General features: G+C 70.2%; 16 protein-coding genes. 11 read left to right on the plus strand and 5 right to left on the minus strand.

Annotated elements, in window-relative coordinates; all coding sequences use genetic code 11:
• The first annotated feature begins 6 nt into the window (after positions 1 to 6).
• The 7 genes from ACWCQM_RS00795 (at position 7) to ACWCQM_RS00825 (ending at position 6869) form a co-directional block, all read left to right on the plus strand.
• Positions 7 to 420, plus strand: coding sequence for a roadblock/LC7 domain-containing protein (locus ACWCQM_RS00795; RefSeq protein ID WP_006127850.1), 414 nt, complete (start codon positions 7 to 9; stop codon positions 418 to 420).
• A gap of 134 nt (positions 421 to 554) precedes the next feature.
• On the plus strand, positions 555 to 962 hold the full coding sequence (locus ACWCQM_RS00800) for a DUF742 domain-containing protein (protein ID WP_003966010.1): 408 nt from the start codon (positions 555 to 557) through the stop codon (positions 960 to 962).
• Positions 943 to 1524, plus strand: coding sequence for a GTP-binding protein (locus ACWCQM_RS00805; RefSeq protein WP_073745657.1), 582 nt, complete (start codon positions 943 to 945; stop codon positions 1522 to 1524). The genes ACWCQM_RS00800 and ACWCQM_RS00805 overlap by 20 nt, the downstream gene beginning before the upstream one ends.
• 349 nt (positions 1525 to 1873) lie before the next feature.
• Complete coding sequence (locus tag ACWCQM_RS00810; protein WP_450913242.1) at positions 1874 to 5113, plus strand: nitrate- and nitrite sensing domain-containing protein; 3240 nt, start codon at positions 1874 to 1876, stop codon at positions 5111 to 5113.
• A 10-nt stretch (positions 5114 to 5123) separates the two neighbouring features.
• Entirely contained in the window at positions 5124 to 5537 is a 414-nt protein-coding gene (locus ACWCQM_RS00815; RefSeq protein WP_006127847.1) for a roadblock/LC7 domain-containing protein, read from the plus strand.
• Positions 5538 to 5626: 89 nt separating this feature from the next.
• Entirely contained in the window at positions 5627 to 6307 is a 681-nt protein-coding gene (locus ACWCQM_RS00820; protein ID WP_450913243.1) for a DUF742 domain-containing protein, read from the plus strand.
• Positions 6288 to 6869, plus strand: a complete 582-nt coding sequence (locus ACWCQM_RS00825; RefSeq protein WP_014048542.1) for a GTP-binding protein — start codon at positions 6288 to 6290, stop codon at positions 6867 to 6869. The genes ACWCQM_RS00820 and ACWCQM_RS00825 overlap by 20 nt, the downstream gene beginning before the upstream one ends.
• 122 nt (positions 6870 to 6991) lie before the next feature.
• Here the strand turns inward: ACWCQM_RS00825 and ACWCQM_RS00830 are convergent, their stop codons facing one another.
• Entirely contained in the window at positions 6992 to 7195 is a 204-nt protein-coding gene (locus ACWCQM_RS00830) for an acyl-CoA carboxylase subunit epsilon (RefSeq protein ID WP_073745651.1), read from the minus strand.
• A 64-nt stretch (positions 7196 to 7259) separates the two neighbouring features.
• Positions 7260 to 8843, minus strand: a complete 1584-nt coding sequence (locus ACWCQM_RS00835) for an acyl-CoA carboxylase subunit beta (protein ID WP_267079944.1) — start codon at positions 8841 to 8843, stop codon at positions 7260 to 7262.
• Positions 8844 to 9437: 594 nt separating this feature from the next.
• On the opposite strand from ACWCQM_RS00835, the gene ACWCQM_RS00840 reads away from it, so the two are divergent.
• The 3 genes from ACWCQM_RS00840 to ACWCQM_RS00850 all read left to right on the plus strand — a co-directional run bounded on the left by ACWCQM_RS00840 (position 9438) and on the right by ACWCQM_RS00850 (position 14167).
• The gene (locus ACWCQM_RS00840; RefSeq protein ID WP_450913627.1) at positions 9438 to 10649 is read left to right on the plus strand and encodes a glycoside hydrolase family 64 protein; all 1212 of its coding nucleotides are present in this window, start codon (positions 9438 to 9440) and stop codon (positions 10647 to 10649) included.
• A 123-nt stretch (positions 10650 to 10772) separates the two neighbouring features.
• Positions 10773 to 12095 (plus strand): amidohydrolase family protein, encoded by a 1323-nt coding sequence (locus ACWCQM_RS00845; protein ID WP_450913244.1) that lies wholly within the window; start codon positions 10773 to 10775, stop codon positions 12093 to 12095.
• Between the two features lie 323 nt (positions 12096 to 12418).
• On the plus strand, positions 12419 to 14167 hold the full coding sequence (locus ACWCQM_RS00850) for an amidohydrolase (protein WP_450913245.1): 1749 nt from the start codon (positions 12419 to 12421) through the stop codon (positions 14165 to 14167).
• 86 nt (positions 14168 to 14253) lie between these two features.
• On the opposite strand, the gene ACWCQM_RS00855 is transcribed toward ACWCQM_RS00850, so the two are convergent.
• A complete protein-coding gene (locus tag ACWCQM_RS00855; RefSeq protein ID WP_450913246.1) occupies positions 14254 to 14778 on the minus strand; it encodes a hypothetical protein in 525 nt (174 codons plus the stop codon).
• 242 nt (positions 14779 to 15020) lie between these two features.
• Here ACWCQM_RS00855 and ACWCQM_RS00860 point away from each other — a divergent pair, with 242 nt between their 5' ends.
• A complete protein-coding gene (locus ACWCQM_RS00860; RefSeq protein ID WP_450913247.1) occupies positions 15021 to 15635 on the plus strand; it encodes a YceI family protein in 615 nt (204 codons plus the stop codon).
• Between the two features lie 64 nt (positions 15636 to 15699).
• On the opposite strand, the gene ACWCQM_RS00865 is transcribed toward ACWCQM_RS00860, so the two are convergent.
• Positions 15700 to 16335, minus strand: a complete 636-nt coding sequence (locus ACWCQM_RS00865; RefSeq protein ID WP_450913248.1) for an SAM-dependent methyltransferase — start codon at positions 16333 to 16335, stop codon at positions 15700 to 15702.
• Positions 16332 to 17369 carry an NAD(P)/FAD-dependent oxidoreductase gene (locus ACWCQM_RS00870; protein WP_450913249.1) on the minus strand — a complete coding sequence of 346 codons (1038 nt, stop codon included), beginning with the start codon at positions 17367 to 17369 and terminating at the stop codon, positions 16332 to 16334. The genes ACWCQM_RS00865 and ACWCQM_RS00870 overlap by 4 nt, the downstream gene beginning before the upstream one ends.
• Between the last annotated feature and the right edge of the window lie 34 nt (positions 17370 to 17403).

Raw genomic sequence — 17403 nt, forward strand, 5'->3', positions numbered from 1 at the left:
AGCCCCATGAGTCAGGCCGCGCAGAATCTGAACTGGCTGATCACCAACTTCGTGGACAACACCCCAGGTGTGTCCCACACGGTGGTGGTCTCCGCGGATGGCCTGCTGCTGGCGATGTCCGAAGGTTTCCCGCGCGATCGCGCAGATCAGCTGGCGGCCGTCGCCTCCGGGCTGACGTCGCTGACCGCGGGTGCCTCCCGGATCTTCGAAGGCGGCGCCGTGAGCCAGACGGTCGTGGAGATGGAGCGGGGATTCCTCTTCCTCATGTCCATCTCCGACGGATCGTCGCTCGCCGTCCTCGCCCACCCGGACGCCGACATCGGCCTGGTCGGGTACGAGATGGCCCTGCTCGTCGACCGTGCGGGGACCGTCCTCACCCCTGACCTCCGCGCCGAGCTACAAGGAAGTCTGCTCCACTGAGCGGCCATGCGGCAGACACCTGACACGATCCCCCCAGGTACTACTCAAAACCCTCACCCGTCCGGCCGCCACAGCCCCTCACCGGCCACCTTCAGACGGCAAGCCGACACCCTGCTGTCACGCCCGGAGGATTTATGACCCCGCCACCCGCCTCACCCGATCCGTACGGCGCACTGCACCACGCGTCGTACGACGGTGAAGGCGATCAGCCGCTGGTCCGTCCCTATGCCATGACCGGCGGCCGGACCCGGCCGCGTTACCAGCTCGCGATAGAGGCGCTGGTCAGCACCACCGCGGACCCCGCCCACCTCGGGACGCTGCTCCCCGAGCACCAGCGGATCTGCCACCTGTGCCGTGAGGTCAAGTCGGTGGCCGAGGTCTCGGCCCTGCTGTCCATGCCCCTGGGTGTGGCGCGGATTCTCGTGGCGGACCTGGCGGAAGCCGGCATGGTGGCAATCCACCAGCCGGGCAACGGAGAGGCCGGCGGCGCGCCGGATGTGACACTGCTCGAAAGGGTGCTCAGTGGACTTCGCAAGCTCTAGCGACGGTACGGCCCGCTCCACCACCTCGGCGAAGATCGTGGTGGCAGGGGGCTTCGGCGTGGGTAAGACCACGTTTGTCGGTGCCGTTTCGGAGATCAATCCGCTGCGCACCGAAGCCGTGATGACGTCCGCGTCCGCGGGCATCGACGACCTGACCCACACCGGGGACAAGACCACCACCACGGTGGCCATGGACTTCGGACGCATCACCCTGGACCAGGACCTGATCCTCTACCTGTTCGGCACCCCCGGACAGGACCGCTTCTGGTTCATGTGGGACGACCTGGTCCGCGGCGCCATCGGCGCCGTCGTCCTCGTCGACACCCGCCGCCTCGCCGACTGCTTCCCCGCGGTCGACTACTTCGAGAACAGCGGCCTCCCCTTCGTCATCGCCCTCAACGGCTTCGACGGACACCAGCCCTACACCCCCGACGAAGTACGCGAAGCACTCCAGATCGGGCCCGACGCCCCGATCATCACGACCGACGCCCGGCATCGTGCGGATGCCAAGAGCGGTCTGATCACTCTGGTCGAGCACGCGCTCATGGCCCGGCTGAAGTAGCCGCAAGTCGGAATGGATCTACGGAACTTGCTGTAGTCACGCGGGGGCGGCCTGTGTCCTTTGACACGGTCCGCCCCCGCGTTCATAACATTTCGACAGAGAATTGGCCCCTGGCCGATACACGACGCGCACGGCCGGTACCACTGCGCTCACACGAGCCTCGCCTTTTGGCGGGGCTCGCTCTTTATGCCCGTTTTATCGGCGGTCCGCCTCGCTCGGAATCACACATTCCGACTGTTTGGAAGGCGACCGGTCCGCGTGCTGCAATGCCTCGAACTACCCAGTAGTACGGCCCCTGAACGATAATCCGGCACAACGTAGGTGCCGACGCCGAGAGGTTGTTGGTCGAGTGAGGCGAAGCAACGAGGGCTCCGCGGCCCAGTCGGAGCGGGGCAACTTCACCCCTCCGCCGCGCGCTGCGGTGTCGCCTGCGGACATGTCGTCCGAGGCGGAACCGGCAGGTGGCAGCACCAGCCGGCTGTCACCCAGGAACTGGCGGGTGCCCACCCGGCTGAACGCGATCCTCCTGATCCCGGCGCTGGTCGGCCTGGTCATGGGCGGCTTCCAGGTGAAGGGGTCGGTCGACACCTGGAACGAGGCCCAGGAGGCGGAGAAGACGGCTCTGGTGGTCCGTGCCGCCTCCGCGTACGGACAGGCGCTGCTGAACGAGCGTGACCTCACCGCACAGCCGCTGCTGTCCAACAAGCGCACCGCGGCCGAGGTGGAGGACGTCCGTGCCATCACCGACGACGCCGCCGCGAAGTTCGACGCCGCCGTGCAGAACATGCCGGACAAAGAGGGCCTGGACCGCCGCCTGAAGCTGTTCAAGGTGGAGGAGCCCCTGCTCCCCGAGCTCCGCAAGGCCGCCTACGCCGAGGCCATGGACCCGGTGAAGACGGAAGAGGGCTACACCAAGGTCCAGCACTCGCTGATGGAGTTCTCCAACGAGCTCGGCCTGGGTACGGGCAACATCACCAGCTACGGCCGGACCGTGTACGCGATCGAGCTGGCCAAGGCCGCCGGGTCGCTCCAGCGCTCCATAGGCATGCACCTGCTGGTGCGTCCGAGCCAGGAGCAGCGCAACTTCAACGGCCAGGTCACGGCATTCAGTTCGTACAACTACCTGGAGCAGATCGCCCTCGGTGAGTTCGTCTCCGGCGGCACGGAGGCCGACTCGGCGCGGCTCAAGCAAGTCATGGCCGAGAAGGCCGCCGAGGGCGCCAAGCAGCTGAAGGCGGCCAAGGAGCAGGCCGCCGCCGCCGGGAAGCCCTTCGTGACGCCCCCGAGCGTCGACGGTTCCGTCTTCGACGGCATGGCCCAGCAGATCGGTCAGGGCAAGTCCCCGGACCAGCTGAAGGCGAAGGGCATCACGCCCGAGACCTGGATGGCCGCGGCGACCGCGAAGTTCGACGGCTACACCACGGTCGAGAACGAGCTCGTCGACAAGGCCGTGACCGAGGCGGCGGAGATCTCCACCGACGCCCGCAACGACGCCATCCTCAACGCGGCGATCGTGATCGTCTCGCTGCTCGCCGCCTTCATCATCGCCGGGCTCATGGCCCGCCAGATGAGCCGCTCGATGCGCCAGCTGCGTACGGCCGCCTTCGGCATCGCCGAGCAGCGGCTGCCGATGCTCGTCGACCAGCTGTCGCGGACCGAGCCGGGCCGGGTGGACACCCGGGTGCAGCCGATCCCGATCAACAGCCAGGACGAGATCGGCGAGGTCGCCCGCGCCTTCGACCAGGTGCACCGCGAGGCCGTCCGGCTCGCCGCCGAGCAGGCCATGCTGCGGGGCAACGTCAACGCGATCTTCACCAACCTGTCGCGCCGCAACCAGTCGCTGATCGAGGGCCAGCTGACCCTGATCACCGACCTGGAGAACAACGAGGCGGACCCGGACCAGCTGGAGAGCCTCTTCAAGCTGGACCACCTGGCCACGCGTATGCGCCGCAACGGCGAGAACCTCCTCGTCCTCGCGGGCGAGGAGCCCGGCCGCCGCTGGAACCAGCCGGTGCCGCTGGTCGACGTGCTCCGGGCCGCCTCCTCCGAGGTGGAGTCCTACGAGCGCATCGAGCTCACCGGGGTGCCGGAGAGCGAGATCCACGGCCAGGCCGTGACCGACCTCGTGCACCTGCTGGCCGAGCTGCTGGAGAACGCCACCACCTTCTCCTCCCCGCAGACCAAGGTCCGCGTCACCGCGACCCGGCTGCCCGACGGCCGCGTGATGGTCGAGATCCACGACAAGGGAATCGGCCTCACCGCCGAGGACTTCGCGGACATCAACCACAAGCTGGCGAACCCGCCGACCGTGGACGCCGCGGTGTCCCAGCGCATGGGCCTCTTCGTGGTCGGCCGGCTGGCCGACCGGCACGGCATCCGTGTCCAGCTGCGCCCCTCGGGCGAGCAGGCGGGGACCACCTCGCTGGTCATGCTTCCGGACGCCATCACCCACGGTGGTGGTGGCGAGCTGGCCCAGGACAACGACTTCACGGTCTCCTCGATCATCCCGGAGCAGCAGCAGGCGCAGGCCTTCGAGCCGATGTCCCAGCAGGCCCCGATGCGCACGGCGGCGGAGCTCGGCTTCGACGACTCGCGTTACGACACACCGGCGGCGGACTCCCCCCAGCTGGACCCGGTCAACCGCTCGCTGATGCGTGAGGAGCGCAGGGCGGCGCTGGAGGCCCAGGCAGGCGGCGAGCGTCCCGCGTTCCAGGACGACGGCGCCGGGCAGCAGGGCGCGTACGCCCAGGAGCAGTACACGCAGGAGCAGTACGGCCAGGAGCAGTACGCCCCCGAGCAGTACGCCCAGGAGCAGCAGCAGTTCGCCCAGCCCGGTTACGAGGGCGGCTACGAGCCGTACGCCGCCGGGAACGGCTTCCAGGAGCAGCAGGCTCCCGGCAACGGCTTCCAGGAGCAGCAGCAGAACGGCTATGCGGAGGCCGCGTACGCCGCACCGGACGGCCGGCAGGAGCAGTACGCCGACCCGTTCGCGCCCCGGGCCGACCAGGCGGGCCAGGGTGACTGGGCAGGTCAGGGCTCCTACCAGGGCGCGTTCGAGCCCCAGGCGCAGCCGGAAGCGGAATCCGCCCCGAGCGCTCCCGCCGAGACGCGGGAACGCGTAGGCTTCGACCGCCCGGGGCCGACCCCCAATCCCGGTCACGACCTGACCGACGCGGGTCTTCCGCGCCGCGGTGCCGGCCAGCAGCACTGGCAGCCCACCGGCCGCGGAAACGATCAGCCTGCGGCGCCGGAGCAGCGGCAGCGTCCGCAGCCCGAGCAGCCGCAGCAGACGGAGCCCGCGAGCGGGGAGAGCCCCGACGACTGGCGCTCGGCCAACGACGAGCGCTGGGAGCGGGCCGAGAAGCTCCGGGACCCCAAGGCGGGTGGAATAACCCCGTCCGGGCTCCCCCGTCGCGTGCCCAAGGCCAACCTGGTCGAGGGTACGGCGGAGCAGACCCAGCAGGGCGGCCCACAGGTCTCCCGCGCTCCGGAGGACGTGCGGGGCAGGTTGAGCAACCTGCGCCGCGGTGTCCTGCGGGGACGTACCGCGGGGTCGGACACAAGTAATACCTACAACCAGGAGCGTTAGTGTGAGCCCGATGAGCCAGGCGGCGCAGAATCTCAACTGGTTGATCACCAACTTCGTGGACAACACCCCTGGGGTGTCGCACACGGTGGTGGTCTCCGCCGACGGACTCCTGCTGGCGATGTCCGAAGGTTTCCCACGGGACCGCGCCGATCAGCTGGCGGCCGTCGCCTCCGGTCTGACGTCGCTGACCGCGGGTGCCTCCCGGATCTTCGAAGGCGGCGCCGTGAACCAGACCGTTGTGGAGATGGAGCGAGGATTCCTCTTCATCATGTCCATCTCTGACGGATCTTCACTCGCTGTCCTCGCCCACCCGGACGCCGATATCGGTCTGGTTGGGTACGAAATGGCACTTCTTGTGGACCGCGCAGGAAGTGTCCTTACCCCGGATCTCCGCGCCGAACTCCAGGGAAGTCTTCTTAACTAATAGACAGACAGTGCGTTTCTCGTCACCGCGCCATAAGGTGCGGTGGCGCGGCACCACTGGGATGGCGACCGGCAGTCGGAGGAGGAAACGTGGCAGCACCCACAGGCGGACACCCGTACGAGGGCGGTCAGCGGGTTCCGGGTGAGCAGGGTGACAACCGTTTCGACACCCCCTCCGTACCCGGCAGACAGGGTTCGCACGAGCCTTACGGGCCGTACGACCCCTACCAGCAGCCCCAGCAGGGCGCGCAGGGCGGCGAGTGGCAGCAGCAGCCCCAGCAGCCCGGTTCCGGGTGGCCGCAGCAGCAGCCGTACGGTCAACAGCCCCCGTACCAGCAGCCGCAGCACGAGCAGCAGCGGTACGAGGCGCCGCCGTCGCGCATCCAGCCGGTCCAGCGGCAGGCCCCCGCACCCGCGAAGCCCTCGGCGCACAACCCGCTGGTCCGTCCCTATGCCATGACCGGCGGCCGGACCCGGCCGCGCTACCAGCTCGCCATCGAGGCGCTGGTCAGCACCACGGCCGATCCGGCCAGGCTGCAAGGGCAGTTGCCCGAGCACCAGCGGATCTGCCGGCTCTGCATCGAGATCAAGTCGGTTGCCGAGGTCTCGGCCCTTCTCTCGATCCCCCTCGGCGTTGCCCGGATCCTCGTCGCCGACCTGGCCGAGGCCGGACTCGTCGCTATCCATCAGCCCGGCGGCGACGAGGCCGCCGGCGGCCAGCCAGATGTGACACTGCTCGAAAGGGTGCTCAGTGGACTTCGCAAGCTCTAGCGGCGGAGCGGCCCGCTCCACTACCTCGGCGAAGATCGTGGTGGCAGGGGGCTTCGGCGTGGGTAAGACCACGTTTGTCGGTGCCGTTTCGGAGATCAATCCGCTGCGCACCGAAGCCGTGATGACGTCCGCGTCCGCGGGCATCGACGACCTGACCCACACCGGGGACAAGACCACCACCACGGTGGCCATGGACTTCGGACGCATCACCCTGGACCAGGACCTGATCCTCTACCTGTTCGGCACCCCCGGACAGGACCGCTTCTGGTTCATGTGGGACGACCTGGTCCGCGGCGCCATCGGCGCCGTCGTCCTCGTCGACACCCGCCGCCTCGCCGACTGCTTCCCCGCGGTCGACTACTTCGAGAACAGCGGCCTCCCCTTCGTCATCGCCCTCAACGGCTTCGACGGACACCAGCCCTACACCCCCGACGAAGTACGCGAAGCACTCCAGATCGGGCCGGACACCCCGATCCTCACCACGGACGCCCGGCACCGCGCGGACGCCAAGAGCGCGCTCATCACACTGGTCGAGCACGCGCTCATGGCCCGCCTGCGCTGACCCCGCCGCCGCACGGCGAAGGCCCCGTACTCCCTGGAGGAGTGCGGGGCCTTCGTCCGTCGTGGGGCTGGAGGAGGCTCCAGGGGCCCGCTGGGCTCCTGGAGCGGCCTCAGGGCCTTTCCTCAGCCCTGCCAGCTGTGCGGGGCGCGGAAGCCGGGGGTGCGCTCCAGGCGGCGCCACCCGGCCGTGCTGCGGCCCCGGTGGGCGGGGGCGTCGGGCTGGGCGGCGGCGCGGGCGAGGAGGACCGCGGTGATGGCCGCGAGTTCCTCGGGGCCGGCCTGGCCCTTCTCGACGCGCAGGACCGAATCGGCGGGGTTGACGCTCATGGTGTCTCCGTCTTCTGGGCAGATGGGTCGCGGGGTCCGGCCGGGTTCGCCGCCGGTGCCGCGGCTACTGCGGGGGGTTGCCGTGCTTGCGGGACGGCAGGTCGGCGTGCTTGTTGCGGAGCATCGCGAGCGAGGCGATCAGTACCTCGCGGGTCTCGGCCGGGTCGATGACGTCGTCGACCAGGCCGCGCTCGGCCGCGTAGTAGGGGTGCATCAGCTCGGCCTTGTACTCCTTGACCATGCGGGCCCGCATGGCTTCGGAGTCCTCGGCGTCGGCGATCTGCCGACGGAAGATGACGTTGGCGGCACCCTCGGCGCCCATCACCGCGATCTCGTTGGTGGGCCACGCGTAGGTGAGGTCGGCGCCGATGGACTGGCTGTCCATGACGATGTACGCGCCGCCGTAGGCCTTGCGCAGGATCAGGGAGATCCTCGGCACGGTCGCGTTGCAGTACGCGTACAGCAGCTTCGCTCCGTGCCGGATGATCCCACCGTGCTCCTGATCGACGCCGGGCAGGAAGCCGGGTACGTCCAGCAGAGTGACGATGGGGATGTTGAACGCATCACACATCTGGACGAACCGCGCGGCCTTCTCGGACGCCTCGATGTCCAGCACACCGGCCAGCGACTGCGGCTGGTTGGCGACGATGCCGACGACCTGGCCGTCCAGGCGGGCCAGCGCGCAGACGATGTTGCGGGCCCAGCGCTCGTGGACCTCCAGGAAGTCGCCGTCGTCGACGAGCTCCTCGATGACCTTGTGCATGTCGTACGGGCGGTTGCCGTCGGCCGGGACCAGGTCCAGCAGGACGTCGCCGCGCCGGTCGGCCGGGTCGTCACTGGGGACGACCGGCGGGTTCTCACGGTTGTTCGAGGGCAGCATCCCGATCAGGTAGCGGACCTCGGCGATGCAGGTCTCCTCGTCGTCGTACGCGAAGTGCGCGACGCCCGAGGTCTCGGCGTGCACATCGGCGCCGCCCAGGCCGTTCTGGGTGATCTCCTCACCGGTGACGGCCTTGACGACGTCCGGGCCGGTGATGAACATCTGCGAGGTCTCGCGGACCATGAACACGAAGTCGGTCAGCGCGGGGCTGTAGGCCGCGCCGCCCGCGCACGGGCCGAGCATCACGCTGATCTGCGGGATGACACCGGAGGCGCGGGTGTTGCGCTGGAAGATCCCGCCGTATCCGGCGAGCGCCGAGACGCCCTCCTGGATGCGGGCGCCGGCGCCGTCGTTCAGGGAGACCAGCGGAGCACCGGCCGAGATGGCCATGTCCATGATCTTGTGGATCTTCGTGGCGTGGGCCTCGCCCAGCGCCCCGCCGAAGATCCGGAAGTCGTGCGCGTAGACGAAGACCGTCCGGCCGTCGACCGTGCCCCAGCCGGTGATGACACCGTCGGTGTACGGCTTCTTGGCCTCCAGGCCGAAGCCCGTGGCCCGGTGCCTGCGCAGCTGCTCGACCTCCTTGAACGATCCCTCGTCCAGCAGCAGCGCGATGCGTTCCCGCGCGGTCAGCTTGCCCTTGGCGTGCTGCGCCTCGGTCGCCCGCTCGCTCGGCCCGCGCCGGGCCTCGTCACGCAGCGCCAGCAGTTCGGCCACCCGGCCACGCGTGTCGCTCGGCTCGCCCGCGATTTCGTCCACAACGGTCATGCGTCGACCCTACGAACCCGACCCAGGAAATCCTGCCGTTCACTCCGGACAGTCTCCTGCCCGGTTTCCTGGTGGCACCCGACAGAACCGGGGCACGATGCATCCCATCTGCCAGCTCACCGGGCGTCCCCGTTGTAGGGCTTTGACAAAGCGCTCCCTGTGGCCCCGGACACAGACCCTCCCGCGCGCCACGCCGCGGATGCACCGGGGCGGGGTACGGGGCGTACCGGAATGGCGGCTGGCGGGGTGATCCGGACCCGCCGGAGGACGGGACCAGTATCCGCCGCGCGGGCCTCTTCACCGGCCACTCCGGCCCGCTCTTCCCGGTGACGCCGGGCAGACTCGTTCGATTCCTGTTCACTCCGTGCGCACGGTGGCCGACCAAGCGTGGCGAAAACCCTGCCGGCGGCGTCGAGTTGTGAAGAACAGGCCCTTCTTGAGAGCGCTCTCAGTCCTAACTCTTGACGCTCGGCAAGGGCGTCGCAAGAGTGGTGCGCACCGCAGACGGCCCACCGTTCCACCCCCTCGCGCCACCCCCCACACCCATGTCTGCGCCCCCCACACATCGGGAGTTCCTCCGTGATTTCTCGCAGAATGTTCCTGACCGGCGCCGCCGCCTCCGCGACCGCGCTCAGCTATCCCCTCTGGGGCAGCGCGCTCAGCCCGCGCACCTCGGCGGCCCCCGCCACATGCGAACTGGCCCTGGAGAACAAGTCGTTGCCGGGAACCGTGCACGCCTATGTGACGGGGCACGAGCAGGGCACCGACCGCTGGGTGCTCCTGCGCCCGGACGGCAGCGTCTACCGCCCCGACTCCCCCGGCGCCCCGCAGACCCCTCTGCCGGTGGACTGCGGCATCCCGCTGAAGGGCGCGGGGGCGGGCCCGGTCGTGCTGACCCTGCCCCAGATGTACGGGGCGCGGGTCTACTTCGTACGCGACGACAAGCTGGACTTCTACCTCAACCCGGGCCCCTCGCTGGTCGAGCCGGCCTTCGCGACGCCGGCCGATCCGAACTACGGCCGGACCTGGTCGTTCTGCGAGTTCACCTTCAACCCGCAGCAGCTGTACGCGAACATCAGCTACGTCGACCTCGTGACGGCGCTGCCGATCGGCCTGACCCTGGAGGGCGACGCCACGCACACGGTGGCCCCGCTCCCGGACGGCGCCGTCCAGCGCATCGCGGACGATCTGACGGCGCAGGCCGCAGCGGACGGGCAGCCGTGGGACAAGCTGATCACCCGTGGTGGGGACGGCCAGGTGCTGCGGGTGGTCTCGCCGCAGAACCTCATGGCGCCGTTTTTCGACCGGCCGAACGAGATGCCGTTCCGGGATCTGTTCACCGCGCAGATCGACGAGGTCTGGGAGAAGTACCGCTCGACCGATCTGCGGATCGACCTCCAGGGCGGGCGGGGCACGCTCGCCGGCCGTGTCAGCGGGGACACGCTGACCTTCGAGGGCGGGCACACCTTCGTCAAGCCCACGTCGAAGGACATCTTCACGTGCAACCACGGCCCCTTCACGAACAACCCGGGTGACTCGGACGACAAGAAGGCGCTGCTGGCCAGGATCGCGGCGGGCTTCAACCGCTCGATCATGCTCAGCCACCCGCAGCAGCCGAACGGCACCACGGTGTCGGACTACTACAAGGGGCCGGTGACGAACCACTGGTCCCGGGTCGTCCACGCGAACTCCCCCATCGGCTACGCCTTCCCCTACGACGACGTGCGCCCGGACGGCGAGCCCGACGTCTCGGGGGCGGCCCACGACGGCAACCCGCGCCGCTTCACGGTGAGCGTGGGCTCCTGACGCCCCTGTGACGCGGCAGGGCCGCCCGCCGCCCGGCCGGGGCGCGGGCGGCCCTGCCGCGTCCGGCACCCGTGCGGCCCAGCCCGGCCTGCGCCCCGGGTCCGCGCGGCGGATCGTTGGCAGATGTCCTCCCTCGGCGAGACTCCCGTCGGCGACCCGCGCGAGCGGGTCCTCCTCCAGGGCCTGCGTCTGATCGACGGCACCGGCCGGGACCCGGTGTCCGACGCGGCGCTGCTGATCGAGGGGCCGGTGATCCGGTGGGCGGGTCCCGCGCTGCTCCTCCCGCCCGGCCTCGGCCCGGCGCGGCTGCTGGACCTCGGGGGGCGGACCGTCTGCCCCGGCTTCATCGACACCCATGTGCACTTCGCCCTGCCGGGTCCGGCGGGCGACCCCCTCCAGGGCCTCTTCGAGCTGCCGAGCTACCGCACCCTGAAGGTCCTGGAGCGGATGCGGGTCACCCTGGAGAACGGGGTGACCACCGCACGGGACCTGATGGGCGTGGACGCGGGCTTCCGGCGGGCCGTGGCGGAGCGGAAGGTGCCCGGGCCCCGGCTGCTGGTCTCCGTCACCATGCTCAGCCAGCGGGCCGGCCACGCGGACTTCACGCTCGCCGGAGGGATCGACGGCCTCGCCGTCGCCGTCACCTTCCCCGGGAGCCCGCCCAGCCTGGTCGGCTCCGTCGACGACATGCGCGCCCGGGTGCGCGACCTGGTCGCGGCGGGCGCCGACTGCGTGAAGATCGCGACCAGCGGCGGGGTCTCGTCCCCGCACGACCAGCCCGAGTGGCTGGGCCTGCGGCCCGAGATGATCCGGGCGGCCGTCGAGGAGGCCGCGGCCTACGGCGGTCTGCCGGTCGCGGCGCACGCCATCGGGCGGCCCGGCATCGAGGCCGCGGTCCGCGCGGGCGTGACCAGCATCGAGCACGGTTACGCCCTGGACGACGAGCTGCGGGCGGAGATGGTGGAGCGCGGCCAGTACCTCGTGCCCACGCTGCTGGAGACGACCCAGGACCTGGACCCGGCGCGCACATCCCCCACGGCGTACGAGAAGGGGGTGCGCTGGCACCGGATCGCCCAGGAGTCGGTGGCCAGGTCGGCCTCGGCGGGGGTCAGGATCGCGATGGGCACCGACAGCGGTCTGGCCGTCGGCCACGGCAGCAATCTCCGGGAGCTGGGGCTCCTCGTGGACATCGCGGGGCTGACCCCCATGGAGGCGATCGTGGCCGCGACCTCGGAAGCCGCGCGGCTGTGCGGCGTCGACGACATCACCGGCACCCTGGAGGCGGGCAAGGCCGCCGATCTGGTGGTGACGGACGCCGACCCTCTGACGGGCATCGCGGCGCTGGGCGATCCCGCCCGCATCCTGGCCGTGGTGAAGGAGGGCCGGATCGCCGTCGACCGCGCGGGGGTCCTTGGCGAGGGCGTGCTGCCCGCACTCTGCCCCTGAGCCGACACACCGGCGGTGGCGGAGGTACGGCTCAGCGGGCAGGCGGCCCGCCCCGGCCACGGCTCGGTGTGCGGCTCCACCTCGGCCGTGACGGAGTACGCGAGACGAGCGGGCCCGTCCGCGCCGGGGCAGAGTGCGCCGCTCCCCCGGCCGGTGGCCTTTCCCGGCCGTAACGGAACAGACGGCTCCGCCGCCGCGCGGCTCCTACTCGGGCGTAGCGGAGTGCGTAACTCCGCGGACACGCAGACCTCTTGACTTCGCAACATCCGGAATGGAGAGTGCCGGGCACTGTACTTGTACACACCATCGGCCCGGAGGCGCCTGTGTGCGATCTGCACGACCCCAGCGACCACGACCACGCGGTACAGACAGGTGACGGGCTCAGCCGCCGCCGGATCATGCAGATGCTCGGAGCAGCCGGGATAGCCACCACGGCGATCACCGCGACGGCGGACCCGGCCATGGCGGCGGCGTCCGACGAGGCGGCCGGACTCGCCGCGGCGGACGCCGCCGCCTACACCGCGCCCGAGGGGCTCGCCGAGGACTCGGCGGCGAAGCGGACGGCGCTCGGCTGGATCGAGAAGAACGCGTCTCGGATCACCGGGTTGAACGACGAGATCTGGGAGCACGCGGAACTGAGCCTGCGGGAGTGGAACTCCTCCCTGGCCCAGGCCGACTTCCTGCGCAAGGCGGGCTTCGACGTCCGGTTCGGGACGGCGGGCTTCCCGACCGCCTTCACCGCCACGTACACCCGCGGCAAGGGCGGCCCGGTCATCGGTTTCAGCGGTGAGTACGACGCCCTGCCCGGACTGTCCCAGAACAAGGGCGTGGGCGAGCACGACCCGAAGGAGTACATCCACGATCCGTTCGCCCCGGGCTACGGGAGCGGTCACGGCTGCGGGCACTGCGCGCTGGGCGCGGCTGCCGCGGCGGCTGCGGCAGCGGTCGCGGAGGCGTCCCGGCGCCACAAGCTCGATGTGACGGTGAAGTTCTTCGGCTCGACCGCCGAGGAGCAGCTGATCGGCAAGACGTACGCCGTCAGCAAGGGCGTCTACGACGGGCTCGACGCCTTCCTCGACTGGCACCCCTCGACCGGCAACGCCACCGGCTGGGGCACGTCCAACGCGATGACGGCCGTCACCTTCACCTTCCTCGGCGTGGCCGGCCACGGCGGCACCCCGCTGGGCAACAAGAGCGCGCTGGACGCGGCCGTGATGATGGCGACCATGTCGGAGTTCCTCCGCGAGGAGAGCATGGGCCCGTCCGCCCGGCTGCACTGGGTGATCAACAACGGCGGGGACATCCCCAACGTGACGCCGGAGATCGCGGAGATCTCCTACTACGTCCGCGAGGGCAGCGTCGCGCGCGTCGCCTCGCTGCTGGACAAGGTCATCGCCGTGTCGGAGGCCGCGGCGACCGCGAGCCGCACCTCGGTGCGGCACCGGATCACCTCGGCGTGCTGGAACCAGCTCCCGTCGAAGGCGTTCGCCGAGCTGATGTACGACAACATGCGCCAGATCGGGCCGCCGGTGTTCTCCGCGGACGCCCAGCGTCTGGCCAAGGAGCTCCAGAGCTCGCTGGGGCTCCCGGAGAGCGGCCTGCACGACAAGATCGGCGCTCTCACTCCGCCCAACCCGGTGTTCCTGGGCGGCGGTTCGACCGATGTGGCCGACATCAGCTGGCAGGTGCCGACCGTCTCGATGGGCGCCGCGCTCGCTCCCATCGGATCGAAGATGCACACCTGGTCGACCGCCTCGTGCGCGGGTTCGGCGCCGGGACACGCGGCGGTCAGGGCCGCGGCCTCCTATCTGGCCGCCACCGCGGTGGACCTCCTGGTGAAGCCGGAGCTGCTGGCCGGTATCAAGGAGGAGTTCCGGAAGCGGACCGAGGGCCTGACCTGGAAGACCGCGCTGCCGGAGGGGTACGAGCCCCCGATGTACGAGCCGCCGGCGTGGTTCCTCAAGAAGACGGGCCAGAGCTGGCCGCCGGAGAACATCACCTGGCCGCCGCGCCGGGTGATCAGCAAGGAGAAGTTCGCCTCGCTCGGACCCGCGCTGGAGCCGCAGGTCTGACGCGGCGCCCGGCATGACGGAGCGGTGCCCCCGCCCGGCCCGGAAACGGCCGGACGGGGGCACCGCCGTGTGTGCGGTGGACGGGGTCAGCAGCCGCCGCAGTTGTAGTACGTCACGTCCCAGTGGTTGCCCTCGTCGGCGTAGACGTTGCCCGAGCCCGACTTGTACTGCGGGGCGCCGTCGCCGCGCAGGCCGATGTAACTGAACGCGCTCTTCACGTAGTTCGTGAGGCAGGTGCTCTTGCTGAAGTCGAGCTTGTAGCCGTTCCAGTGCGAGTACGTGCCACTCGCGTGCCCCGTCTCGGTGCCCCCGGTGATGTTGAGCGCGCACCCCGTGGCGCTCTTCAGGGTCTGGGCGCCCTGGGCGCTGGTCAGGTTGAGCTGCTCGAAGGATGTGCAGGTGGAGACGTTCCTGTTGGAACAGCCACCGGAGGACGACCAGGTGATCCCGGACGAGGTGAAGCGGGAGGTCGCCTGGGAGTGGGTCAGCTTGGTCACGGCGTGCGCCTCGGTGGCGCCGCCGCCGAGCACGCCGACGCCGGGTGCGAAGAGGGCGCCGAGCACGAGGGCGAGGGCGGTGAGAACCGAGCGGAGTCCGGTACGGGTCAGCATGGGGGAAGTCCTCCTGCTCATGACAATTTGAGGGCAGGGAGATAGTGCCCCAGCTCTACGCGCGTCCGCCAGGGGGTCATAGCGGACAGCAGCACGTTCACCGCGACTTTCGGACCGGCCTGGACCCTTGATGTTGAACTTTGAACAAGATGGGTCTACAGTGAATCTCGTTGAAGGTTAAACCAAACGTTCGGCGGTCTGATCCAACAGAACGCGTCGGAACACGTCCCCGAGGAGGAGCCATGGCTCTGTTCAACCGCAAGAACACCGCCCCGTCCACCACCGCGACCCTCGCCGTGGACCCGGCGCTGGCCGCCCTGACCGGCACCTACACGATCGACCCGGCCCACAGCAGCATCGGCTTCACGGTGCGCCACGCCATGGTCACCAACGTGCGCGGCTCGTTCGGCGACCACGAGGGCACCCTCGTACTGGACGGCACGGACCCCTCCGCCTCCACCGCGTCCATCGATGTCAAGATCTCCAGCGTCGACACCGGTATCGCCGACCGTGACGGCCACCTGGTCAGCGGCGACTTCTTCGACGCCGAGACGTTCCCCCTGATGACGTTCCGCTCCACGCAGGCCGAGCAGCTCGGCGGCGAGACCTTCCGCATCACCGGCGACCTCACGATCAAGGACGTCACCCGCCCGCTCTCCATCGACCTGGAGTTCAACGGCTCGGCCACCGACCCCTACGGCAACCAGCGCGTGGGCTTCGAGGGCAGCGCCGAGATCCTGCGCTCCGACTGGGGCCTGACCTACAACGCCGCGCTGGAGACCGGCGGCGTGCTGGTCGGCGACAAGGTCAAGCTGAACTTCGACATCTCCGCGATCAAGTCCGCCCCGCAGGCCTGACGCACCGCCACCGAGCGCGCCCGCCGGCCCTCCCCCTTCCGGGGAGGACGGCGGGCGCTCGGCGTCATCCAGCGATGCGGCGGACCTTGAGCGCGTTGTCGGTCCGGGTCGTGGGGTTGCCGTCCGGGTCGTTCTGGATGCGTTCGTGCTCCTCGCTGAGCAGCACCTCCCACTCGCCTTCCGGGAGTTCGAGGGAGGCGAGCACCTCGTCCGTCGTCGGCAGCTCCATGTCCGGGTGGTCGTGCTCCCAGGAGGGGAAGCCGGCGTGCCCGACGACGAGGAGCACACCACCGGGCGCGACCACTGAGGCCGCCTGCCGCAGGATCTGTTCACGCGGCAGGTCACCCATGGAGTGCAGGAACTGGGCGGAGACCAGGTCGTACTCCCCGTCGGGGAACGACGCCCCCAGGTCGTGCCACTGCCAGTCGATGCGGTCAGCGACACCGGCCTCGGCCGCGTGGACCGCAGCGCGCTCCAGGGCGACGCGTGAGATGTCGGTGGCGGTGACCTTCCAGCCGAAGCGCGCGAGCCAGACCGCGTCCGCGCCCTCACCGCACCCCAGGTCGAGTGCGCGGCCGGGCTTGAGACCCTCCACCTCGCGGACGAGAGCGACGTTGGGGTTACCGCTCCAGATCCGGTCGCTCTCGCGGTATTTGTCGTCCCACATCTCGGCGTCGGTGCGGGTGCTGTCCGTGGTCATCGTGTCTCCTGAAGTCCGTGACGGCGGTCTCCGAGCACGCGCTCGGTGACCCGGCGCTCGGCCTCGGCCGAGAAAGGGGTGCGGCGGGCGTCGACCGCGCGGCGGGTGTCCTCCTCGACGAGGTCCATGTTGATCATCGACGCGGCCTTGAGCCCGGCGGCTGCCGCGCCGACGACCTGCTCCATGAGGTTGGCGACGTTACCGGCCACCCACACACCGGGCACCTCGGTCGCCCCTGCGGGGTCGGCCGCGATGTACGTGCCGACGACCTGGCCGCCGATCTCCATGGGAGTGGGCCGCAGGCCGAGGCCCTCCAGGACCGCCGAGCGGGCGGTGAAGCGGGGAGCGACCACGAGCGCCTCGCGCGGGATCACCGTGCCCCCGGTGAGCCGCACACCGGTGAGCCGGTCGCCGGTCACCTCCAGCCCGGCCACCTCCCCGTCGACCACGGAGATGTCCCGGGCGGCGAGACGCTCGTACTCCTCGTCGGTGAAATCCGCCTGGTCGTGCCGGAACAGCACCACGTCGTCGGTCCACTGCCGCCACAGCAGCGCCTGGTGCACGGCCATGGGGTTGACGGCCAGAACGCCCACCGCCCGGCCCCGCACCTCCCAGCCGTGGCAGTACGGGCAGTGCAGCACCTCCCGGCCCCAGCGCCCGGCCAGCCCGTCGACCGCCGGCAGCTCGTCGACGAGCCCCGTGGTCACGAGGAGGCGGCGCGCCTCGACGACGCCCCCGTCCTCCCGTACGACCCGGAAGCCGTCGGCCGTCCTCTCGGCCGACACGACGTCGCCCCGGACGATCTCCGCGCCGTACTCCGCCGCCTCGGCCCGGCCGATGGCCAGCAGCTCCGAGGGCGGGGTGCCCTCGCGCCCCAGGTAGTTGTGCACGTGGGACGCGGGCTCGTTGCGCGGTCTGCCGCCGTCGATCACGAGCACGGAACGCCGCGCCCGTGCGAGGGCGAGCGCCCCGCTCAGTCCGGCGGCCCCGCCACCGATCACCACTACGTCGTACCGCTGCTTCGTCTCGCTCATGCGGAACACCTCCTGTCACGGCAGATGGTGCGCC

Source organism: Streptomyces sp. NPDC002125 (assembly GCF_053593715.1).

What these genes read in the sequence shown, in the direction of transcription:
- ACWCQM_RS00795 (WP_006127850.1), top strand. Translation starts at nt 7, where the DNA reads ATGAGTCAGGCCGCGCAGAATCTGAACTGGCTGATCACCAACTTCGTG.
- ACWCQM_RS00800 (WP_003966010.1), top strand. Translation starts at nt 555, where the DNA reads ATGACCCCGCCACCCGCCTCACCCGATCCGTACGGCGCACTGCACCAC.
- ACWCQM_RS00815 (WP_006127847.1), top strand. Translation starts at nt 5,124, where the DNA reads ATGAGCCAGGCGGCGCAGAATCTCAACTGGTTGATCACCAACTTCGTG.
- ACWCQM_RS00830 (WP_073745651.1), bottom strand. Translation starts at nt 7,195, where the DNA reads ATGAGCGTCAACCCCGCCGATTCGGTCCTGCGCGTCGAGAAGGGCCAG.
- ACWCQM_RS00835 (WP_267079944.1), bottom strand. Translation starts at nt 8,843, where the DNA reads ATGACCGTTGTGGACGAAATCGCGGGCGAGCCGAGCGACACGCGTGGC.
- ACWCQM_RS00840 (WP_450913627.1), top strand. Translation starts at nt 9,438, where the DNA reads ATGTTCCTGACCGGCGCCGCCGCCTCCGCGACCGCGCTCAGCTATCCC.
- ACWCQM_RS00845 (WP_450913244.1), top strand. Translation starts at nt 10,773, where the DNA reads ATGTCCTCCCTCGGCGAGACTCCCGTCGGCGACCCGCGCGAGCGGGTC.
- ACWCQM_RS00855 (WP_450913246.1), bottom strand. Translation starts at nt 14,778, where the DNA reads ATGCTGACCCGTACCGGACTCCGCTCGGTTCTCACCGCCCTCGCCCTC.
- ACWCQM_RS00860 (WP_450913247.1), top strand. Translation starts at nt 15,021, where the DNA reads ATGGCTCTGTTCAACCGCAAGAACACCGCCCCGTCCACCACCGCGACC.
- ACWCQM_RS00865 (WP_450913248.1), bottom strand. Translation starts at nt 16,335, where the DNA reads ATGACCACGGACAGCACCCGCACCGACGCCGAGATGTGGGACGACAAA.
- ACWCQM_RS00870 (WP_450913249.1), bottom strand. Translation starts at nt 17,369, where the DNA reads ATGAGCGAGACGAAGCAGCGGTACGACGTAGTGGTGATCGGTGGCGGG.